The organism is Phyllobacterium sp. (assembly GCF_037994425.1).
Lineage (GTDB): Bacteria > Pseudomonadota > Alphaproteobacteria > Rhizobiales > Rhizobiaceae > Phyllobacterium.
Genome location: NZ_JBBNAM010000446.1, coordinates 23,140 through 44,065 on the forward strand (window position 1 = coordinate 23,140; position 20,926 = coordinate 44,065).

Below are 20,926 nucleotides of genomic sequence, written 5' to 3' on the forward strand. Positions count from 1 at the left end.
AACCCTTATCGCTCGGTCAGCTTCAGTTCGATACGCCGGTTGCGCGCACGAACCTCGGTAGAGTCGCCTGGTTCAAGCGGCTGGAATTCGCCGAAGCCCGCCGCGACCAGCCGGTTCGCCGGTACCCCATTGGCAATCAGAAACTTGACGACCGAAATGGCGCGAGCCGACGAAAGCTCCCAATTGTCCTTGAACTGCCCGGATCCCGAAAGCGCAATATTGTCGGTATGGCCGTCAACGCGCAGAACCCAGTTGATGTCGTCGGGAATTTCCTTCTGCAATTCGATCAAGGCGACAGCAAGTTTTTTCATCTCCTCCGAACCGGCGGGGTTGAGCACAGCCGAGCCCAGGGGGAACAGCACTTCTGACTGGAAGACGAAGCGGTCGCCGACGATACGGATGTTTTCGCGGTCGGAAAGGATTTCGCGCAACCGGCCGAAAAAGTCTGAGCGATAGCGATTAAGCTCCTGCACGCGCTGCGCTAGGGCAACGTTGAGGCGCTTGCCGAGATCGGCGATCTTGGCATTCGATTCCCTGTCACGCGACTCGGAAGCGTTGAGAGCGTCTTCGAGCGCGGCAATCTGTTTGCGCAAGGCGGCGATCTGCTGGTTCAGAATTTCGACCTGCGAAAGGGCGCGAGCGCTGATCTGTTTTTCGTTCTCAAGACCCGTGGAGAGCTCGCTGATCTTTCCCTCCGCGGCCGCCCCCGCACCAGCACCCTGTGACAGCAGCGACTGCAGGCGAGATTGTTCGTTCTGGGCGTTGGTCAGCGATGCTTGCAGATTCGCGATCGTATCTTCGAGATCCTGCTTGTTGCCCTGTTCGAGCGACAGAAGTTGCGTCAGCTCATTGATCTGGGCATTGAGGCGGTTGAGTACGGCATCCTTGCCCGTGATCTCCTGGCTGAGCAGAAACTGCGCCAATACGAACACCGACAAGAGGAACATGATTGAAAGGAGCAGGGTCGAAAGGGCATCGACGAAGCCCGGCCAGTAGTCGACGTGGCGGATAGCCTTGCGGTTACGACCGAGAGCCATGCTCAGTTGGCCTTATCGCGGGCTATGGCATCGCCGAGCTTCGACAAGGTCTGGCGGATGTTCTTTTGTTCGTCAGCCTGTTTCTCCACCCAGTCTCGCATCATCTGCTGCTCGGAGCGCATATTCTTGACCAGCCCCTGAATGCCCTCGGCGAGGCTGGCAAGCGCCGCCGTCGTGCGCTGGCTCGATCCTCCACTCTCCTGAATGTTCTGCAGGCGTTCGGCCAACGCGCGGAGTTCGTCGCTTGTTCCGCTGCTGGCGGCATCGAGCGCTTGAAGGTCGGAGCCGAGGTCGGTGACGCTGGAGAGCCAGTTTTCAAGTTCGGTATAGAAGCGGTTTTGTGCCCGGCCGGCCTGCAGGTCGAGAAAGCCGAGGATGAGCGACCCGGAAAGACCGAAGAGCGAGGACGAAAAGGCGGTCCCCATGCCGCGCAATGGTGATTGCAGACCGGCCTTCAGCGAGTCGAGAACGCTGTTGGCGTCACCGGCGCGCGGATCAAGTGACTGGATGGTCTGGCCGATGGAACCGATTGTTTCAAGGAGACCCCAGAAAGTACCAAGCAGGCCGAGGAAGACGAGGAGGCCGATCAAATAGCGGGATATGTCGCGCGTCTCATCAAGGCGTGAGGCAATCGAATCGAGCATCGAACGCATGGCGCTTGTCGACAATGCCATCGATTGGCGGCGGCCTATGAGCGCTCGCATCGGTGCGAGCATGATGGGACGCGCGTTTGGATCGCTGTTGCCCCGGCGAAAGGAGTTGACCCATCGTACTTCGGGAAAGAGCCGGATAACTTGGCCGAAGGCGAGAAGGATGCCGATGGCAAGAACGCCGAGGATCAGGCTGTTGAGGCCGGGGTTTGTGGCATAGAAGACCGAGATCTGGCGAAACAGGATGGCGGCGAGAAAAGCAACGATCGCCAGAAATATTGCCATGGACAAGAGGACGAACCTCGGGCTTGAAAGCCGGTAAGGATCGTATTCTTCACCATCCCGACCCTGGCGGGTCGAACTGAAATCTGCCATCGCATCGTCTCCGCGTCGCCTAATCCGTACACCATGTGGCGCACAACTCCCCAGCCGCCCCGACACGCGCGCAGCGGCGCGGCCAAATCGGTCCCGTCGAACCTAACCGAAATTGTAGGCAAAATGGAAGGAGCAATAAGCAGCAGGCGAATTTGACCGCGACCGCAGAAATTTCACACTAGATTGGCTTTTTCAATGCCTTGACCAGCGCCTTCTGGATGGCCTCGTTCCCCGCGACGATCGAATTGCTCTCGACCACATCCTGCCCGCCGTCGAAATCTGTGACGAAACCGCCCGCTTCACGAACAAGGATGATGCCAGCGCCGATATCCCAGGGTGAAAGGCCGCTTTCCCAGAAACCGTCAAGCCGGCCAGCGGCAACATAGGCGAGATCGAGCGCTGCGGCGCCCATGCGGCGAACCCCGGAAACCTCGCCCATGACATTGCGCAGTTCGACGAGGTAATTGCCGTGGTGGCCACGGCCAAGATGGGGAACGCCGGTGCCGATGACGGCGTCGACCAGCTTGGTGCGGCCCGCAACACGCAGGCGGCGATCGTTAAGAAACGCACCACCGCCGCGTTCGGCGGTATAAAGCTCGTCCATGGCCGGGTTGAAGATCACGCCCGCAACGATCTGCCCCTGACGTTCGAGAGCGATCGAGACGCCAAAAATAGGAATGCCATGCAGGAAGTTGGTGGTGCCGTCGAGCGGATCGACCAGCCAGCGATGCTGGCCGTCGCTGCCCTCGACAACGCCGGATTCTTCCATCAGGAAACTATAATCGGGACGCGCGCGGCTGAGCTCGGCATAGACGATCTCCTCGGCGCGCTTGTCGGCCTGGCTTACATAATCGCCAGGACCCTTGAGCGATACCTGCAAGTTCTGTACTTCGCCGAAATCGCGCGCCAGCGAACGGCCTGCCTTCATGGCAGCCTGAACCATCACATTGAGTATCGCTGAACGCGCCATTCGGGGTATTTCTCCGTCAAATCAGGTAAGAGAGCCGGCCGGACCGGCTCCCGCGGCCGGCTTAGTCAGCGCGGCGGATATAGGTGATTTCGTTGGTGTCGACGACGATGCGCTCACCCGACGAAATGAAGGGCGGAACGAGAACGCGAATGCCATTCTCGAGCAGAGCGGGCTTGTAAGACGATGCCGCAGTCTGGCCCTTCACAACCGGGTCGGCTTCGGTGATCGCCAGCGTGACCTGATCGGGTAGCGAGATACCGATCGGCTTCTCGTCATAAAGTTCGACTGTAACCATCATCCCATCCTGCAGGAAAGCAGCGCGATCGCCAACGAAATCCTTCTGCAGTTCGAGCTGTTCGTAGCTGTCTGTGTCCATGAAAACCAGCGCTTCGCCCTGCTCATAGAGGAACGAGAAATCCTTCTGTTCGAGGCGCACTTTCTCAACAGTCTCGGCCGCGCGGAAGCGTTCGTTCAACTTGGTGCCGTTGATGAGATTCTTGAGTTCAACCTGATTGTAGGCGCCGCCCTTGCCGGGCTTCACGGCATTTGTCTTAACCGCGACCCAAAGACCGCCATCGTGTTCGATCACGTTGCCTGGACGGATTTCATTCCCGTTGATTTTCATTTGTCTATCCGGATTGTTGTTGGAACTTGGCACCGATTTCCGCGGCACGGCCAAATGTTGGCGCCTCCAAGACCACAAATTCGCGAAATAGGCAAGAGATAGGGCGCAAACTGCTGCTGTATGCGTCCTATCTTATTGGTCAGCCTTCAGGCGGCCAGCGCGGTTTCGGCCAGCGCAACCCAATAGCTGATGCCATAGGGAATGGCATCGTCGTTGAAATCGTAGGCTGAATTATGCAGGTACGGCGTGTCGCCATTGCCAATGAAGACGAAAGCGCCTGGACGGCTTTCCAGCATGTAGGAGAAATCCTCAGCGCCCATGACCGGCGGCATATCGCTATTGACGGCCGATGCGCCAACGATGGACGCGGCAATGCCGACTGCGAATTCGGTCTCGCGGTCGTGGTTGAAGGTTACCGGATAGCCGTCCTGGTAGACCACATCCGCTTTCCCGCCGAAGACTGCGGCCGTTGCTTCCGCGATCTCGGTCACGCGCTTCTTGGCGAGCTCGCGAATTTCCGGCACGAGCGTGCGCACCGTGCCACCGAGTTTGACGCGATCGGGGATGACATTGGTGGCATCGCCGCCGCCATTGAGCTGCGTTACGGAGACAACCAGTGCCTTCAATGGATCGGTCTCGCGCGAGACGATCGATTGCAGCGCGATCACGATGTGGGCGGCGATCAGCACGGGGTCGATCGCCGATTGGGGTTTCGCCGCGTGGCTGCTGCGCCCTGTGACGGTAATCTCGAACTCGTTCGTCGCCGCCATGATCGAGCCTTTGCGCGTGGCAAATTCGCCGAGGGGGAGCCCCGGCGCATTGTGCATGCCATAGACCTCGCGGATGTCGAAACGGTCCATCATGCCATCCTCGATCATCGCACGGGCACCAGCGCCACCTTCTTCGGCCGGCTGGAAGATCACGGCGATTGTGCCCTTGAAATTGCGCGTTTCGGCAAGGTGCTGCGCGGCGCCAAGCAGCATGGCGGTGTGACCGTCGTGGCCGCAGGCATGCATCTTGCCCGGTGTCTTTGATGCCCACGGCTTGCCGCTCTCCTCGGCGATCGGGAGCGCGTCCATGTCGGCGCGGAATCCCAGCACTGGTCCATCGCCGTGGCGTCCGCGGATGATGCCGACAACACCCGTCTGGCCTATACCGGTCTCGACCGCGTCACAGCCGAACGTGCGCAGCTTTTCAGCGACAAATCGCGAGGTCTCATGCACGTCGTAAAGAATTTCCGGATTTTCATGCAGGTGCCGGCGCCACTCGGCGACGTGTTGTTGCATTTCATGAGCTCGGTTGATCAGGGGCATTTCGAATTCCCATCGCTTGCTTGTGCGGATGGAGCGAAGCTACGACCGGCATGTACGATCCGTCAACGCACGGAATCATTCATTGCAGCTTGTTGGCTTCGGCGATCGCCTGGTTCTTCTGGTCATCGTCGAGACCATCCATGAAGGATTCAAGATCGGGATCGTTGAGCCCGGCACGCTTTGCGACGATGTACCAGGCTGCAGCCTTGATGAAGTCGCCCTCGACGCCGATGCCATCGCGATAGAGCTTGGCAAGCCGGGCCTGCGCCGCCACATTGCCTCCGGTGGCCGCCCGCAGCATCCAGCCGAAGCCTGCCTTGTACTCGTGCGGACCACCAAGTCCGGCGACCAGCCAGCTTCCGAGGTCGAGTTGTGCCGTATCGTAACCTTTGACTGCTGCCTTTATGAGATATTCACGCGCCTTGGCCATGTCCCGAGGGATCGTCGGCGTGCCATTGGCGAAGACCTGGCTCACCGCATATTCTCCATCGGCAAGGCCCTTGTCAGCGGCCTTCTGGAACCAGGGATAGGCGTTTTCGACGCCAGCGGCTCCAGGATGTTCCTGCATGAGGATCTGCCCGTAGTTGAACTGGGCCGCCGCATTCCCCTTGTCGGCCGCCGCCTTCGTCAATGCCTTCGCCTTCTTGGCATCCTTCGGGACATATTTGCCCTGGAGAAGAATGCCCGCATAGCGGAATTGTGCTTCGGGCACACCCTGGTCGGCGGCCTTACCGTACCATTTGGCCGATTCGGCCATGTTGACCGGCATACCAAGGCCGCGCGCCAGGATTTCGGCGAGAAGCACCTGCGCGGCGCTGTCGCCAGCCTCGGCCCGCGGTAGGGCAAGGTTATAGGCCGTCTTGTACAGCCCGCGCTGATAGGCGCCGAAAGCTTCGTCGGCTGGAGCCCGACCGAACCGTGTCGGATTGACCGGGTCGGTTTTGGTATCTCCTTCCGATTTTGGCCGATCCTGCTTGGTTGACGTTACAGGTGCACCCAGTTCCTGTTGCAGGGGCGCCGGCTTGGGGTCGACAGGGGAAGGTTGTGCGACGTCCGCCGCGGGCGGTTCCGGCTGCGCGGACTGGGCCAGTGCGCCGGTGACCATGCCGCAAAATGCAAGCGCCGCGACAGCCCGGATAAGGTTTGCTGACCTTGCTCCCATCAATCTCATTCCTCGAATCTCGGCGCGTACTGGTCGAGAAGCCTGTTCGCTTCCCTGATCGCCGATTCCGGGTTGTTTGCGTCAAATATGGCGGCACCAAGGGCGATGAACTCTGCGCCCGTCGATACCGCGTCAGGGATGCTTTCAAGCGTGTTGCCCGCCTGGATGATGCAGGGAATCTCGATCATCGCGGCCCACCAGTCGGCAAGCTCAACATTGCGCGGATGCGCCTCCGGTTTGGTGTCGGCGCCTATCTTGCCAAAGAGAACGTAGTCGGGCTGAGCCTCGCCGATCTCCAGCGCCGTATGGCGGTTCTTGATGTTGCCGGTACCGACGATCAGCTTCGGGGAAAAGCGGGAAACCGCATCGGCGATTGCAGTGGTCGCGCCTTCGATGTGGAGGCCGTCGGCCTTCACACGTCCCGCAATCTGCGTGTTGCCGACGATGATTGCGGCAACGCCTGCTTCCTGGATGATCGGAACCGCTGCCTCCGCAAGCGCCTGGAATTGCGTCGCCTCGGTATCGTAGGGCGGGAGCAGCACCGAGGCCACATCACCGCCAGAAAGTGCTGCGCCAAGACGACTGACGAGTTCTTCGCCGCTTGCCGCTGGCGGTGCGATCAGAACGATTCGGCAGCGTTCGGGTGTTGTTTTGGTATTCATGGCTGCAACCTATTTCGTTCTCGAATGAATTGGGCGCCCCCATAGACCGGGTGCTCGTGATGGAATTTGGGCATAGAGGATGGCGGCTGGTTTGAATAGTCCTCCCTTGAAATAGCGGGTGCTCCCATTTCGTGTGTTCAGCTTCTGTGTATCAAATCGGGGCACAATTCCAAAAATCATTTTTCAAGCGCCGCGCGCGGCGTTAGACAATACATTCCCATCCGCCGGATTTCCTGACATGCCCGACCTTCTGATGAACCCATGGTTCTATGCTGCCGCCATTCCGGCCACGATCCTGATCGGGCTGTCCAAGGGCGGACTTGGTGGCGCAATGGGCCAGGTCGGCGTGCCTTTGATGGCTCTTGTGATGCCGCCTGTTCAGGCGGCGGCGATCATGCTGCCGATCCTTATCGTCATGGATATCGCGAGTCTGTGGTCATGGCGCGGCTATCGCGACAACCAGACGCTGAAACTCATGTTGCCGGGGGCGTTCCTTGGAATTGGTATCGGCTGGCTTACGGCTTCAATCGTCACGGACGATATGGTCAAGCTGATCGTCGGGGCCATCGCGATCATCTTTTTCGCCCGCTATGTGCTCGCAAGTGCGGCGAAGCGGGCGACGGCGCGACCGCACAACGCGGCAAGCGCGACGCTGTGGTCAACACTGGCCGGCTTCACAAGTTTTGTCGCTCATGCGGGCGGTCCGCCCTATCAGGTTTACGCCTTGCCGCTTCGCCAGGATCCGAAAATCTACAATGGAACCAGCGTCATATTCTTCGCCATCGTGAATGCTGTGAAGGTCGTTCCCTATTTCGCGCTCGGCCAATTTGATACCGCTAATCTCAGGGCTTCTGCGGTTCTCTTGCCGCTCGCACCGCTTGCAACTTTCGCCGGCGCCTGGATCGTGAAGCGCATGCGGCCAGAGGTCTTCTACCCCTTCATGTATGCCATGATTCTGCTGATGGGCTTGAAACTGACCTATGACGGAGTGGTCAGTTTGTTATAATTTTCAACGAAAGTTGATCGGCCGAAACGCAACTTTTGCCCTATGTCAACATTACCAACCACATTCAGATGGTCGAATCGCGCCACTACACGGTGTGTGTGAATTCAATTTTGCATAACGGAATACGGGAAAGCCATGACACACATTCAGCTGAAACAGCGGGATACCCGTATCGACGTTTTCAGAGCATTGGCGCTGTTGACGATTTTCATCAATCACGTGCCAGGCACTGTTTATGAAAATCTCACGCATAAGAACTTCGGGTTTTCCGACTCGGCTGAGGCTTTCGTGCTGATTTCGGGCATCGCGGTCGGCCTTGCCTATGGCTCGAAGTTTGAACCAGGCAGCCGCTTCCTGATGACGCTCAAGGCGTGGCGCAGGGCGGCAACTCTCTATAGCACGCACATTCTGACGACGATCGCGACGCTCGCTATTTTCTGCGCCGCCGGTCTCTATCTTAAGCGTCCCGAATTCATGTCGTTCATCAATATCGGCCCGCTCATGGATCAGCCGGCAAAGGCCCTGATCGGGCTTGCAACCATGGGTCACCAGCTTGGCTACAACAATATTTTGTCGATGTATGGCGTGTTGCTGCTGATGCTGCCGGTTTTCCTGGCGATCGGTCAATTCAGCCTTACCCTCCTCATCGGGCTCTCAGGGGCCCTATGGCTGGTGTCGGGCGTTTACCAGATTGCCCCGCCTAACTACCCTACTGATGGCGTGTGGTTCCTTAACCCCCTGTCGTGGCAGTTCCTGTTCGTCATCGGCATGGCCGGTGTCATGCATGTGCGCCGTGGCGGGACGATCGCCTTCAACAAGTGTCTGTTCGGCTTGTCGGTCGCCTACATTCTGATTGCGCTGGTCTGGGTTCGCTGGCCTCTCTGGGGTATCGATACCTCGCTTGGCCTGCCCATGGTCGTCACCGGCTTCGACAAGACGTTCTTGTCGCTGACCCGTCTCGCGCACGTCCTTGCCCTTGCCTATGTTATCGTGTCAGTCCCGGCGATCTCGAACCTCGCGCGCACCTCGGTGGATCATCCTTTGGCCATTCTCGGCAAGCATTCCTTGCCTATATTCGTCGCGGGCACGATCCTTGCAATGGTGGCGCAGGTCGTGAAGGTGATGAACCCCGGCGGTATTCTTGACGATACGCTCCTGATTGCGAGTGGCATCATGGCACAGTTCGCGCTCGCCTATTATCTCGAGTGGCTGCCGCGCCTCGGTTGGGGCGGACGCCCGGTGCAGAAGGCGGAGAAGGCCAAGCCCGTGGTGGCCGGCAAACCGGTCGCCGTGGTATGAAGCCGGCAGCCGCGCGCTCCGCCTAACGCCAGTGTTCCGTGCATTCTCGGTTAGCCCGGGATGCATTGCGCCCTCCCAGCGTTTTCTTTCTCCACCCACAAAAAAGCTGTAGCTTGAACAACGGCAATAGCCGTAAGTTCGGGAAGCTGTCGCGTTGGGAGGCGTTGATGGGCGGAATCTTCGATCGTGACCTTGAGCGGAACGCGGCAAATCATCAGCCGCTGACGCCGATTTCCTTTCTTGAGAGAGCGGCGCGGGTTTATCCTGGTCGGCCGGCCATCGTTCATGGTGACCAGCGCACCGATTACGGCACATTCTACCGGCGCGCGCGCCAACTGGCTTCAGCCCTTTCGCGGCTTGGCATAGGCAAGGGTGATACGGTGAGCGTCATGCTTTCCAACACGCCGCCCATGCTTGAAGCTCATTTCGGCGTACCCATGACGCAGGCTGTGCTGCATTCGCTCAATACACGCCTCGATGCTGCGGTGATCGCATTCCAGCTTGATCATGCCGAAACCAAGGTCGCCATTGTTGATTCTGAATTTGCTGCGGTATTCCGCGAGGCGCTGCAACTCGCCAAGGTCAGGCCCAAGGTGATCGATTTCGTTGATGACCAGTACCCGGCGGATGCGCCCTATCCGCAGGGCTCCCCGTTCGGCGAGATCGATTATGATGCCTTCGTGGCTTCTGGCGATCCGGAGTTTGCATGGTCGAAGCCAGATGACGAATGGGATGCAATAACGCTCAACTATACATCCGGCACCACCGGCAACCCGAAAGGTGTCGTCTATCACCATCGCGGCGCCGCGCTGATGGGCTATGGCAATATCATTGCATCGGGCATGGGGCGCTATCCGGTCTATCTCTGGACACTGCCGATGTTCCACTGCAACGGCTGGTGCTTTCCCTGGACGCTGGCGCTCCAGTTCGGCACACATATCTGCCTGCGCTGGGTGCGCGCCAAGCAGGTGTACGATGCAATCGCCGATTATGGCGTCACCCATCTCTGCGGTGCTCCCATTGTGATGTCGACGCTGATCCACGCGAAGGAGGAAGACAAGCGTTCATTTCCCCAAATAGTCACGTTCAACACCGCAGCTGCCCCGCCGCCGGAATCTATCCTGGCGGGGATGGCCGAGGCCGGCTTTGCCATTACCCACCTCTATGGCTTGACGGAGACTTACGGCCCGGCCGTGGTCAATGAGTGGCAGGACGAATGGGATGCGCTGGAGGTGGCGGCGCGTACTGCCAAAAAAGCGCGGCAGGGCGTCCGCTATGCGGCGCTAGACGATCTTGCGATCCTCGACCCGGAGACCATGCAGCCGGTGCCGCACGACGGAGAAACCATCGGCGAGGTCATGTTTCGTGGCAACATCGTCATGAAGGGCTACCTCAAGAACCGTCCGGCCAGCGACGAGGCTTTCGCCGGCGGCTGGTTCCATTCGGGCGATCTCGGCGTCATGCATCCAGACGGCTATATTCAGTTGAAGGACCGATCCAAGGACATCATCATTTCGGGCGGCGAGAACATTTCTTCCATCGAGGTCGAGGATGCGCTTTACAAGTTCCCCGCGGTCAGCGCCTGTGCGGTCGTTGCAAGGCCCGACGATAAATGGGGCGAGACACCGCTCGCCTTTGTTGAACTGAAGCCGGGGTACGAGGCCAGCGAAGCCGAGCTTGTCGCCCATTGCCGCTCGCTGCTTGCAAAGTTCAAATGTCCCCGCAACGTACTTTTCGAACCGATCCCGAAGACGTCGACCGGCAAGATCCAGAAGTTCGAATTGCGCAAGCGGGCAAAGGCACTTTAATGTCCCCTAAAGGGGATCCCGTTGACGGCGGTTTTATGATTCACGGTCTGCAAAAACGGAGATCACAGATGCGGCCGTCTGCCGCCACTGTCACCTAATGGTTATAAGTCAGGGCAGGAATTCACGTAAAACAGCCAGATGCGAACAGCATTTCTTTCGTTCTCACTTGGCGGCGCCAAGCAGGTAGCCTCCCTCCCCGTGCCAGATCTGCTTGTCGTCGACCGTGACCTTGACGACCGCCTGGAATCCGGCGAGCGTCCCGCTGCCGGCATGGAACGCACAGGTTCCGAGCGGGGGGCTGGCCGTGTCGTAGACGACGCAGTACCCGACCGCCGAGTCTCCGTTTCCGACGGCAATGACCGCCGTGCTGCTGCTAAAAAGGGGACTGCCGGTCACCGGCCCATAATATAAGATTTTGGTGCCCGCCGGGATCGCCGCGAAGTTCGATTCCGTAATGGTGCAAAAGCTCGGGGTATCGCCGGTGTACTGGCTGCATTCCTTAGAGATCTTGAGCGGTTGCATGGCTGGTGCAGCGGACGCCACGGATGTCAGTGCCAGGATGGCACCAGCGGACAGGATAAACAGTCTGCTCATTGCCTGCTCCTTATGGTCGAATTAATGCAAAAAATTCTACTCGCTTTCTCGCCTCCCAGCAATTCGCTTGCTTTGAATCTGGGGCGGGGTTGCCGTCTGTCTCGCCGGCGCCGGCTTGCTATGAGTTTGGACCCCAGAGAATCTCGGGCGGCGGTGAGGCAGGGTCGTCTTCGGTGCGAGGTGTGGATCCCTCGGGCTAGACTGAGGATCCATCGGCGCCATCAGCTTCGGGCGCGCATTCCGCCCAACTTTATTGTCGGCGTTAACGAGTCGTTAAGCATTACAATCTATAAATTGATCATCCAGTTTTCTGGATTCTTACCAAGTGGTTTGGCCACTTTGTTTGACGCCTCCCTGTTAGACTCCTGAGAGCCGCCATGTTTTGCGGCTCTTTTTTTATGTTCATATCTTTGGCCTGACCCTGCCGTTAACCCTTTATTAAGGATAAACTTGCGCTGATGTGAGTATGCAGGCAGGTTGCTGGGGAATACTGCCCGTCGACCGTTGTGGTGTCCCGCTTGCTGTTTCAGTAAGGGTGCACAGCTTTGGCAAGATTCGGTTCGCGGCAGCGCATTGGTACCAGGGCATATGATGGCTGAACAGGAATTCCACGTGGACAACACGATACGGCTTGCGGAGCGCATGGTTCGGTCGGAAAGCTTCAATCACCTTTATGATGAAGGCATGAGTCTTGTGGAAGAAGCCGCTTCCTATCTCGATGGCGAGGGACGCGCCGCAGCAAGGCGGCTTTCCCGCATTGCGGCCACGCTCTATGCCGCCGAGTCGATGCGCCTGACCACACGGCTGATGCAGGTCGCATCGTGGCTGCTGCTACAACGTGCATCCCGCAGCGGCGAGATGACGCCCGATCAGGTGCTGTCGGAAAAGGCCAAGGTGCGCCTCGATACCGATTCGGCACCGGAAAGCGTAGCCGGCTGGGATGAGATCCCGCTTTCATATTGCGATATCGTTCACCGTTCGTTGCGGTTGCAGGCTCGTGTCCGGCAGATGGATGATGAGATTTACAATGAACGCGTCGAGGAGCGACCGCTCTTCTCAGCAAATCCGGTCTCGGACCAGATCACGCTGCTGGCCACGGCCTTTGGCCATCGTTGAGCCAAACCTTCGGAAATCATAAACAGTTTCGTTTCGCTTTTGTTCACCTTTCTACTGTCAACATGTGCGGCAGATAGGTAAGGTCCTCGACATGAAAGAAGCGATTCGAATCATCGGTATTGATCCAGGTCTCCGGCGGACCGGCTGGGGCATCATCGAAACGCTAGGCAATTCGTTGCGCTTCGTCGCTTCAGGCACCATCCTTTCCGATGCGAAGCTCGATCTGGCCTCGCGACTGTGCCAGTTGCATGACGGACTTGCCGCCGTAATTCATCAACTCATGCCGAATGAATCGGCCGTGGAGCATACGTTCGTGAACAAGGACGCGACGGCGACTCTCAAGCTCGGACAAGCGCGCGGCATCGCGCTGCTCGTTCCGGCGCTTGCAGGATTACAGGTTGCCGAGTATGCCCCGAATGCCGTCAAGAAGGCAGTGATCGGTGTGGGTCACGGCGAAAAGCAGCAAATTCACATGATGGTAAAGGTGCTGATGCCGAAGGCGACGTTCGATACAGACGATGCCGCCGATGCGCTGGCCGTCGCCATCTGCCACGCACATCACCGGCAAAGCGCAATCGGGCGCATAGCCATCGAACAAAAATTGGCGGCGCTCGGATGATCGGCAAACTAAAGGGTACGGTAGACGAAATCGGCGAGGATCACGTCATCATCGACGTGCATGGGGTGGGCTATGTCGCCTACTGCTCGGCGCGAACGCTTTCCAACCTGCCGGCGGCGGGCGAGGCGGTAACGCTTTTCATCGAAACCTACGTGCGTGAAGACATGATCCGGCTGTTCGGATTTGCCTCGCCGCTCGAACAGGAATGGTTCCGCCTGCTGCAGAGCGTGCAGGGGATCGGTGCCAAGGTAGCGCTGAGTGTTCTTGGTGTGCTGACGCCGTCGGACCTCGCCAATGCGATTGCCCTGCGCGACATCGCCATGGTCAGTCGTGCGCCCGGCGTCGGCAAGCGTGTCGCGGAGCGCATCGTCACCGAACTCAAGAACAAGGCGCCGGCGTTCGCCGGCGAAGCGAGCGGTACGATCGGTCTCAAGCAGGAAATCGGCGAAGGCGTCGCGCCCCGCCCGGTGGCCGATGCAGTTTCGGCCCTCACCAATCTCGGTTATTCGCGCGACCAGGCTGCCAATGCCGTTGCCGCCGCGTTGAAAGAGGCAGGCGAGGGGGCCGATTCGACCAAGCTGATCCGGCTCGGCCTCAAGGAGCTGTCGCGCTAATGCCATTGTCTGACGAAGCGGGTTATGCGAGGACAGGCGCATGAGCGATGCCAGCCGTCTGATTTCACCCGACAAACGTGGCGAGGATCTTGATACCTCGCTGCGGCCGCAAACCCTTGCCGACTTCGTCGGGCAGGCTGCCGCACGTGCCAATCTGAAGGTTTTCATCGAGGCGGCCAAGTCTCGCGGCGAAGCGCTAGACCACGTGCTGTTCGTGGGGCCGCCCGGCCTCGGCAAGACCACGCTCGCGCAGATCATGGCCAAGGAACTCGGCGTCAACTTTCGCTCGACCTCCGGCCCGGTCATCGCCAAGGCAGGCGATCTTGCGGCGCTCCTTACCAATCTCGAAGAGAACGATGTCCTTTTCATCGACGAGATCCATCGCCTCAATCCTGCGGTTGAGGAGATTCTCTATCCGGCAATGGAAGATTATCAGCTCGACCTGATCATCGGCGAGGGACCGGCGGCGCGTTCCGTCAAGATCGACCTTGCCAAGTTCACGCTGGTTGCGGCAACGACGCGGCTCGGCCTTTTGACCACGCCGCTGCGCGATCGCTTCGGTATCCCCATCCGGTTGAACTTTTATACGGTCGAGGAGCTTGAACATATCGTACGCCGCGGCGCGCGGATCATGGGCATCGGCATGACCGATGACGGCGCGCTCGAAGTCGCCCGGCGAGCAAGAGGTACGCCGCGCATTGCCGGCCGGCTGCTGCGGCGCGTACGCGATTTCGCAATTGTGGACGGCAAGGACAAGATCGACCGCGAGACGGCTGATTCAGCGCTCTTGCGGCTCGAAGTGGATGCGCTCGGCCTCGATCAGCTCGATCGTCGCTACCTATCTATGATAGCCCACAATTTCGGCGGCGGGCCGGTGGGCATCGAGACGATCGCTGCCGGGCTCTCGGAGCCGCGCGACGCGATCGAGGACATTATCGAGCCTTATCTCATCCAGCAGGGCTTCATCCAGCGCACTCCGCGCGGGCGTGTGCTCACTGCAAATGCCTGGAAACACCTTGGTCTCAACGCGCCTGCCGAGATGATCAAGCAGCAGATCAGCCTTTTTCAAGACGACGACTAAGGCTCATTCGGTCTTTAGTGAATCGAGAATAACCGGATCGAACACGCGCTTGTCGTCGGCAAGCGTGATGCCGAAGGCACCGCCCCAGGACCAGACAGACCAGGGGAAGCCACGCTTGTGGGCCGCCGAAACAACGTCTTTCATGTAAGCTGCGCGCCACTCGGGCGGCATGCGGAAATCCTTGCCAAATTCCTGACGGATCATGCCGAACTCGCCGAGGTAGATGCGTTCCGGCGCGATATTGTACTGCCGGCGCCAAACGTCTGCTTGATCAAACGGCTCGTTCAGTCTCGCCAGCGCCTTGGCGTCATCTGCGACACCACCGGCCATTTCATCGAGGTTTTTCAGCAGGGCCAGCCGCTTGTCTTCCGGCGCCTGCGTCTCGATGCGATGGCGCGCTTGCTTGAGAACGTCGTCGAAGGGGGCCTCGCCAAGGCGACCGGGCGGGTAAGGCAAGCCCTCGACATAGGCCATGGCGTCGCCGGTCCATCCGGCGCCCTGATGGGTGAGAATGTAAGGCTCGTAGGAATGGAAGGTCCAGATCACATTGTCGTCGGCAACGGCGGTCGGGTTGATCTGGATCAGACCGTATGCGCTGGCCCAGCACCCACCCGTCAGGATCAAGGTGTGGTTGGGCAGTGCTTTGCGCGCCGCAGTGTGCAATTGCCGAAGCAATGCAGGCCATTTCGGATAGACCGCTAGGTCGCAGTCCACCACCGGCTCATTGAAAGGTTCAAAGGCCGTGAGCGCAGGGTCGGTGATTGATAGGGTACGACCAAGGCGGCCCACGAGCTCGAGATAGCGGGCGAAGAGTGCTGGATCGGCCAAAATCTGGTTTGTGCCGATCTTGCGCTGATCGCTCGGGATGGAATGCAGGTCGACAATGACCTTGAGGCCGGCCTTGTGGAGCATGCTGATCGCTTTGAGCGTGCCGGCAATCAGCTTGGTGATACGCGCTTCGGATGCATCTTCAAGGAAGATCGCGGGATCAACCGGCATGCGCACGAAGTCGAAACCGGCCTTCCGGATCGCCTGTAAATCTTCAAGGCTGGCACTGTGCCGCCATTCCGGGAAGTTGCTGAGGATGTCTTCATCGTTCCAGCGCTCGGGAGGCGGCCAGGTTACCCATGGATCGAGGTTGACGCCGCGCTGCATCGTGAACGTGGTGGCCGCTGCCGTTGCGACCGTGACAAGCAGGCATGCAAATGCGAAAAGCACGTGAAACAATCGAAACGCCAACTCTTTCACGTCCTCCATCTGGGTCTGGACAAAATGCCCGCCAAACCGGCAAAAGAAAAGAACCATGAGTGAAAACAACGATCTTTCCTTAACGGGCAACCTCGCCGGTGAACTGACCGATATCGGACACCGACTTCTTGCCCGCGTTTACTATGCTGACACCGATTTCTCCGGGGTCGTCTACCATGCCCGCTACCTCGAATTTCTCGAACGGGGACGCACCGACTATCTGCGTCTTCTCGGCGTGCACCACTCGGAACTTGCCGACGGCAAGCTCGGTGAAAGCATCGTCTGGGTGGTAAGGCGCATGGAGATCGACTTTCGTTCGGCGGCGCGCATCGACGATGTTCTGACGGTGGAAACGCATACGGCGGAAATATCGGGTGCGAGGGTGCGCATGGCCCAGTCCATCAAGCGCGGTGATGAACTCTTGATCGCGGCAAGGGTGGAGGCAGCGCTTATCAACGGCGCAGGCCGTCCGCGAAGGTTTCCCGCAGAATGGATCAAGCTCTTTAAGCCGCAATCGTAGGTTCTTATAATTTAAAATGGCCGATCGGCCTGAATCATAACTGATCCTTAACCATAACAAACCATGAATAAGGCCATCAAACAGGGCGTTTTGCGTTAACGCCTTCGTTTTACCAAAATTAACCGTGAGAAGCCGCGGTGTGGATACTGGAAAAATCCGGTCTCAATAAACGTGGCTCATCTGGAGTGAGAGACGATTGCGCCCCGGTCAACATGCCGGGTTTTCGGATTCGAGGGTTGTGGTTATGGAAAATTTAGCGGTTGCCGTTCAAGCATCGGATACTTCGCTTTGGGGACTGTTCTGGCAAGCCGGATTTATCGTCAAGCTTGTGATGATCGGGCTTCTCGGTGCGTCCATCTGGACATGGGCCATCATCATCGACAAGGCCCTCGGATTTGGGCGCGCCAAACGTGCCTTCGACCGTTTCGAACAGATCTTCTGGTCGGGCCAGTCACTCGAAGAACTCTACCGCAATCTTGGCGACAAGCGGACGACGGGCATGGGATCCATCTTCATCGCCGCCATGCGCGAATGGAAGAAGTCGTTCGAGAAGGGCGCCCGCTCGCCGATCGCACTGCAAATGCGTATCGACAAGGCAATGGACGTCGCCCTCGCCCGTGAAAGCGATTATCTCGCCGCGCGCCTGACATTCCTTGCAACGATTGGCTCGGCCGGCCCCTTCATCGGTCTTTTCGGGACGGTCATCGGTATCATGACCTCGTTCATGGCGATTGCCGGTTCGAAGTCAACCAGTCTCGCCGTTGTCGCCCCCGGTATTGCCGAAGCACTGTTGGCTACGGCAATCGGTCTGGTCGCCGCTATTCCTGCCGTTATCGCCTACAACAAATTGTCGAGTGACGCCGGCAAGCTGACTGCGCGGATGGAGGGGTTCGCCGACGAGTTTTCCGCCATACTCTCGCGGCAAATCGATGAGAAGCTGCCGCGCACCTAAAGTGACGCCCGAGTAACCGATATTTGAACTAGCGAGATTGATGCCATGGGCATGTCGATGGGAAACAATGGGTCTTCGGGCGGACGCCGGCGCCGTGGACGGGCCAGCAAGGCGCTGATGAGCGAGATCAACGTCACGCCGCTGGTCGACGTGATGCTGGTTCTCCTGATCATCTTCATGGTCGCTGCGCCGCTCATGACGGTCGGTGTGCCGATCGATCTGCCGGACACGCAGGCCAAGGCGCTGGATACTGATACGAAGCCGATCACCATTTCGGTCAACCAGCAGGGACAGATCTTTATCGAGGACTCGGAAATTCCCATCGAGGAAATTGTGCCAAAACTGCAGGCAATCGCCAAGACCGGCTATAACGAGCGAATTTTCGTTCGCGGTGACAAGACTGCTGATTATGGCGCGGTCATGAAGGTCATGGCGCGCATTTCCTCGGCCGGATTCAAGAACATTGGTCTGGTCAGTCTACAGGAGCAGGATAGCTGAGCGAAATGAAGGGCAGTGTCGTATCCTCTGCTGTTATTCATGCCGCCATCCTTGGCTGGGGGCTGCTGACGTTTTCTGCGCCCGCCCCAATGGTCGCGGACGTCGAGTCCATGCCTATCGATATCGTTCCCGTCGAATCCATCACCCAGCTCCAGCAGGGTGACAAGAAGGCGCCGAAGGCCGAGAAGGCCGCGCCGAAGCCCACGGAGAAGCCGCAGACGCAGCTCGATGCCCAGAATACCGGCGACAGTGACGTCGACACCAAGACGAAGCCGGTACCTGAAACCAAACCGAAGCCCGTCGAATCCGCGCAAGCGCCGAAACCCTCGGAAGCACCGGTTGCCAAGCCGGAACCGCAGCCTGAACCCAAGCCTGAGGTAAAGCCCGAGCCGAAGCCTGAGCCCGTTCCTGCCACGGAGGTAAAGCCGGAGCCTGCGCCCAAGCAGGAGGTCAAGCCCGATCCGGTGGCTGAGGCGATCACAGAAGCGAAGCCCGATCCGGCGCCGCAGGAAGAAACCTTCAAGCTGCCTGAAAACGTGGCCAAGCCGGAATCGAAGCCCACCCCTCCGGCGCAGACGGCGAAGACGCCGGAGCGCAAGGAACCCGAAAAGCCTAAGCAGACGCAGACAGCGGCCAAACCCTCCAAGGAAAAGGGCATTGCCGACGAGGTTGCAGAGTTACTGAACAACCAGAAGCCTTCTGCCGGCGGTGCGAAGCGTTCGTCAGATCGGGCCTCCCTTGGCGCGGAAAAGGCAACCGGTGGTTCCAAGCTCAGCCAGAGTGAAATGGATGCTCTGCGAAGCGCGATAGAGGGCAACTGGAACAAGCCGGTCGGCGCCGAGGAATATCCGGATATGAAGATCATCGTCTCGTTCAAGCTCACGCCGAGCGGCGAGATCGAAGGTACCCCGGAAGTGAGCGGCAGCGGTGGCGAACCCGGCCTTCTGAATGCAATCAAAAGTAGTGCCTTGCGCGCCGTGATGCGCTCAGTGCCATTCAATCTGCCGCAGGACAAATATGACACCTGGAAAGACGTCGAACTGACTTTCTATCCAGGCACGACTTGAAGATGACAATTGGCCAGCCAAAAGAGGGCCCTGAACTTATGCTAAGAACGACCCGGACAATTCTTTCCGCTTTCGCGATGATCATCGCAATGTTGGCTGTAGCGACGCTTCCAGCGCGCGCGCAGCTCAAACTCGATATCACCAAGGGCGTGGTCGAACCCATGCCTATCGCGATTACAGATTTTCTCTCCGGTGATCAGCTCGGGACCAATATTTCCGGCGTGATTGCTGCCGACCTTGAGCGGTCCGGCCTTTTCGCCCCGATCGACAAGGGCGCCTTCATCGAGAAGATTTCCAATCCCGATGCTGCGCCCCGGTTCGAGGACTGGAAAGTAATCAATGCCCAGGCTCTCGTCACCGGCCGTGTCACCAAACAGGGTGATGGCAGGCTGAAGGCAGAATTCCGCCTGTGGGATACGTTCGCAGGCAAGCAATTGATTGGTCAGCAGTTCTTCACATCGCCGGAAAGCTGGCGTCGTGTTGCCCATATCATCGCCGATGCGATCTACAAGGAATTGACCGGTGAAGACGGCTATTTCGATACCCGTGTCGTCTATGTCGACGAATCCGGTACCAAGGAAAAGCGTGTCAAGCGTCTCGCCATCATGGACCAGGACGGCGCGAACACCCGCTACCTCACCAATGGCAAGGACCTCGTTCTGACGCCGCGCTTCTCGCCGAGCCGTCAGGAAATCACCTACATGTCCTTCGAAGGGGGCAAGCCGCAGATTTACCTGCTGCAGCTTGAAACGGGCCAGCGTGAGCTTGTCGGCAATTTCCCCGGGATGACGATCGCACCGCGCTTTTCGCCTGACGGGCAGAAAGTCGTCATGAGCCTCCTGCAGGAAGACGGCAGCGCCAACATCTATACGATGGATCTGCGCAGCCGTACCACGACGCGCCTGACCAGCACGTCCGCGATCGACACAGGCGCTTCCTATTCGCCGGATGGCACGCAGGTGGTGTTCGAGTCTGATCGGGGCGGCCGTCCGCAAATCTACAAGATGGGCGCTGATGGCTCGAATCCACAGCGAATCTCCTTCGGCGACGGATCCTATTCGACGCCGGTCTGGTCACCGCGCGGCGATCTCATCGCCTTCACCAAGCAATCGGGCGGTGAGTTCTCCATCGGCGTGATGAAGACCGACGGCTCCGGTGAGCGCATTCTTTCGAGCGGCTATCACGATGAGGGCCCGACCTGGGCGCCGAACGGCCGTGTCCTGATGTTCTTCCGTCAGCCGCCCGGCTCGAACAGCCCGCATCTGATGACCGTCGACCTGACGGGGCGCAATATACGCCAGATCCAGACGCCGAACCTATCGTCCGATCCGGCCTGGTCGCCGCTGCTCGAATAGCTGGACCGCCCATCAAAATTCGATCTGTGCATTCGCGGGAGTGTTGCCTGACATTCGCCGCGAATGTCGTTTTTCCGCCGCATTGTTTGCATTAAGGGTACGCAAACACGCTTTCGATTCGCCGTTAATCCTGGTTTTAAGAGGGGATTAACCCTGTTTCTTGAACTGGCCTTAACCTCAATATGGTTACTGCTTGTTCACCGAAACAATTCAGTTCTTAAGGAGTCCAGGCCATGCGCCGGTTCGAAATGATCGCACGCAGTCCAGTTGTCGTTGCACTGTTCATGTCTCTCGCCATTGCGGGTTGCGCCTCGAAGAAAAACATGCCCAACAGCGCCGGCGACCTTGGCCTTGC

21 protein-coding genes and 1 pseudogene are annotated in these 20,926 nt (G+C 58.7%); 13 read left to right on the forward strand and 9 right to left on the reverse strand.

All coding sequences use genetic code 11. From position 1 onward, the window contains the following. Positions 1 to 5: 5 nt before the first annotated feature. The 7 genes from AAAB35_RS29395 to AAAB35_RS29425 form a co-directional block, all read right to left on the reverse strand. The gene (locus tag AAAB35_RS29395) at positions 6 to 1,037 is read right to left on the reverse strand and encodes a peptidoglycan -binding protein (protein WP_340671860.1); all 1,032 of its coding nucleotides are present in this window, start codon (positions 1,035 to 1,037) and stop codon (positions 6 to 8) included. Positions 1,038 to 1,039: 2 nt separating this feature from the next. After that, on the reverse strand, positions 1,040 to 2,062 hold the full coding sequence (locus tag AAAB35_RS29400) for a MotA/TolQ/ExbB proton channel family protein (RefSeq protein ID WP_340671862.1): 1,023 nt from the start codon (positions 2,060 to 2,062) through the stop codon (positions 1,040 to 1,042). 178 nt (positions 2,063 to 2,240) lie between these two features. Continuing rightward, positions 2,241 to 3,032, reverse strand: a complete 792-nt coding sequence (locus AAAB35_RS29405; RefSeq protein WP_340671863.1) for an inositol monophosphatase family protein — start codon at positions 3,030 to 3,032, stop codon at positions 2,241 to 2,243. 61 nt (positions 3,033 to 3,093) lie between these two features. Then, a complete protein-coding gene (gene efp / locus AAAB35_RS29410) occupies positions 3,094 to 3,657 on the reverse strand; it encodes an elongation factor P (RefSeq protein WP_340671864.1) in 564 nt (187 codons plus the stop codon). A 146-nt stretch (positions 3,658 to 3,803) separates the two neighbouring features. Next, positions 3,804 to 4,970 (reverse strand): M20 aminoacylase family protein, encoded by a 1,167-nt coding sequence (locus tag AAAB35_RS29415; protein ID WP_340671865.1) that lies wholly within the window; start codon positions 4,968 to 4,970, stop codon positions 3,804 to 3,806. Between the two features lie 79 nt (positions 4,971 to 5,049). Then, positions 5,050 to 6,132, reverse strand: a complete 1,083-nt coding sequence (locus tag AAAB35_RS29420) for a tetratricopeptide repeat protein (protein WP_340671866.1) — start codon at positions 6,130 to 6,132, stop codon at positions 5,050 to 5,052. Between the two features lie 5 nt (positions 6,133 to 6,137). After that, positions 6,138 to 6,794, reverse strand: coding sequence for a thiamine phosphate synthase (locus AAAB35_RS29425; protein ID WP_340671867.1), 657 nt, complete (start codon positions 6,792 to 6,794; stop codon positions 6,138 to 6,140). 238 nt (positions 6,795 to 7,032) lie between these two features. Here AAAB35_RS29425 and AAAB35_RS29430 point away from each other — a divergent pair, with 238 nt between their 5' ends. The 3 genes from AAAB35_RS29430 to AAAB35_RS29440 all read left to right on the forward strand — a co-directional run bounded on the left by AAAB35_RS29430 (position 7,033) and on the right by AAAB35_RS29440 (position 10,907). Further along, positions 7,033 to 7,800 (forward strand): sulfite exporter TauE/SafE family protein, encoded by a 768-nt coding sequence (locus AAAB35_RS29430; protein WP_340671869.1) that lies wholly within the window; start codon positions 7,033 to 7,035, stop codon positions 7,798 to 7,800. A 135-nt stretch (positions 7,801 to 7,935) separates the two neighbouring features. After that, the gene (gene opgC / locus AAAB35_RS29435) at positions 7,936 to 9,099 is read left to right on the forward strand and encodes an OpgC domain-containing protein (RefSeq protein WP_340671871.1); all 1,164 of its coding nucleotides are present in this window, start codon (positions 7,936 to 7,938) and stop codon (positions 9,097 to 9,099) included. Positions 9,100 to 9,266: 167 nt separating this feature from the next. Next, positions 9,267 to 10,907: an acyl-CoA synthetase gene (locus AAAB35_RS29440; protein WP_340671872.1), complete on the forward strand. Its 1,641-nt coding sequence runs from the start codon at positions 9,267 to 9,269 to the stop codon at positions 10,905 to 10,907. 162 nt (positions 10,908 to 11,069) lie between these two features. On the opposite strand, the gene AAAB35_RS29445 is transcribed toward AAAB35_RS29440, so the two are convergent. Beyond that, positions 11,070 to 11,501, reverse strand: a complete 432-nt coding sequence (locus AAAB35_RS29445) for a hypothetical protein (protein WP_340671873.1) — start codon at positions 11,499 to 11,501, stop codon at positions 11,070 to 11,072. A gap of 588 nt (positions 11,502 to 12,089) precedes the next feature. Between AAAB35_RS29445 and AAAB35_RS29450 the strand changes: the two genes are divergently transcribed. The 4 genes from AAAB35_RS29450 (at position 12,090) to ruvB (ending at position 14,931) form a co-directional block, all read left to right on the forward strand. Further along, positions 12,090 to 12,617 (forward strand): DUF1465 family protein, encoded by a 528-nt coding sequence (locus AAAB35_RS29450; protein WP_340671874.1) that lies wholly within the window; start codon positions 12,090 to 12,092, stop codon positions 12,615 to 12,617. 91 nt (positions 12,618 to 12,708) lie between these two features. Then, positions 12,709 to 13,236, forward strand: a complete 528-nt coding sequence (gene ruvC, locus AAAB35_RS29455) for a crossover junction endodeoxyribonuclease RuvC (RefSeq protein WP_340671875.1) — start codon at positions 12,709 to 12,711, stop codon at positions 13,234 to 13,236. Further along, positions 13,233 to 13,850, forward strand: coding sequence for a Holliday junction branch migration protein RuvA (gene ruvA / locus AAAB35_RS29460; RefSeq protein WP_340671876.1), 618 nt, complete (start codon positions 13,233 to 13,235; stop codon positions 13,848 to 13,850). Before ruvC ends, ruvA begins: the two co-directional genes overlap by 4 nt. 40 nt (positions 13,851 to 13,890) lie before the next feature. Then, positions 13,891 to 14,931, forward strand: a complete 1,041-nt coding sequence (ruvB, locus tag AAAB35_RS29465; RefSeq protein ID WP_340671877.1) for a Holliday junction branch migration DNA helicase RuvB — start codon at positions 13,891 to 13,893, stop codon at positions 14,929 to 14,931. 3 nt (positions 14,932 to 14,934) lie between these two features. Here ruvB and AAAB35_RS29470 read toward each other — a convergent pair whose 3' ends face one another. Then, the gene (locus AAAB35_RS29470; protein WP_340671878.1) at positions 14,935 to 16,248 is read right to left on the reverse strand and encodes a cellulase family glycosylhydrolase; all 1,314 of its coding nucleotides are present in this window, start codon (positions 16,246 to 16,248) and stop codon (positions 14,935 to 14,937) included. On the opposite strand from AAAB35_RS29470, the gene ybgC reads away from it, so the two are divergent. From ybgC to AAAB35_RS29500, 6 genes and pseudogenes are all read left to right on the forward strand, one after another. Continuing rightward, complete coding sequence (gene ybgC, locus AAAB35_RS29475; protein WP_340671879.1) at positions 16,235 to 16,699, forward strand: tol-pal system-associated acyl-CoA thioesterase; 465 nt, start codon at positions 16,235 to 16,237, stop codon at positions 16,697 to 16,699. The two genes, AAAB35_RS29470 and ybgC, sit on opposite strands and share 14 nt — an antisense overlap. A 244-nt stretch (positions 16,700 to 16,943) precedes the next feature. Continuing rightward, positions 16,944 to 17,651 (forward strand): protein TolQ, encoded by a 708-nt coding sequence (gene tolQ, locus AAAB35_RS29480; protein ID WP_340671880.1) that lies wholly within the window; start codon positions 16,944 to 16,946, stop codon positions 17,649 to 17,651. Positions 17,652 to 17,696: 45 nt separating this feature from the next. Then, complete coding sequence (gene tolR / locus AAAB35_RS29485) at positions 17,697 to 18,149, forward strand: protein TolR (RefSeq protein WP_340671881.1); 453 nt, start codon at positions 17,697 to 17,699, stop codon at positions 18,147 to 18,149. Positions 18,150 to 18,154: 5 nt separating this feature from the next. Then, entirely contained in the window at positions 18,155 to 19,216 is a 1,062-nt protein-coding gene (locus AAAB35_RS29490; RefSeq protein ID WP_340671882.1) for a hypothetical protein, read from the forward strand. A gap of 38 nt (positions 19,217 to 19,254) precedes the next feature. Continuing rightward, on the forward strand, positions 19,255 to 20,571 hold the full coding sequence (tolB, locus tag AAAB35_RS29495; protein ID WP_340671884.1) for a Tol-Pal system beta propeller repeat protein TolB: 1,317 nt from the start codon (positions 19,255 to 19,257) through the stop codon (positions 20,569 to 20,571). Positions 20,572 to 20,804: 233 nt separating this feature from the next. Continuing rightward, positions 20,805 to 20,926 (forward strand): annotated as a pseudogene (locus tag AAAB35_RS29500) (peptidoglycan-associated lipoprotein); the annotation flags it as partial.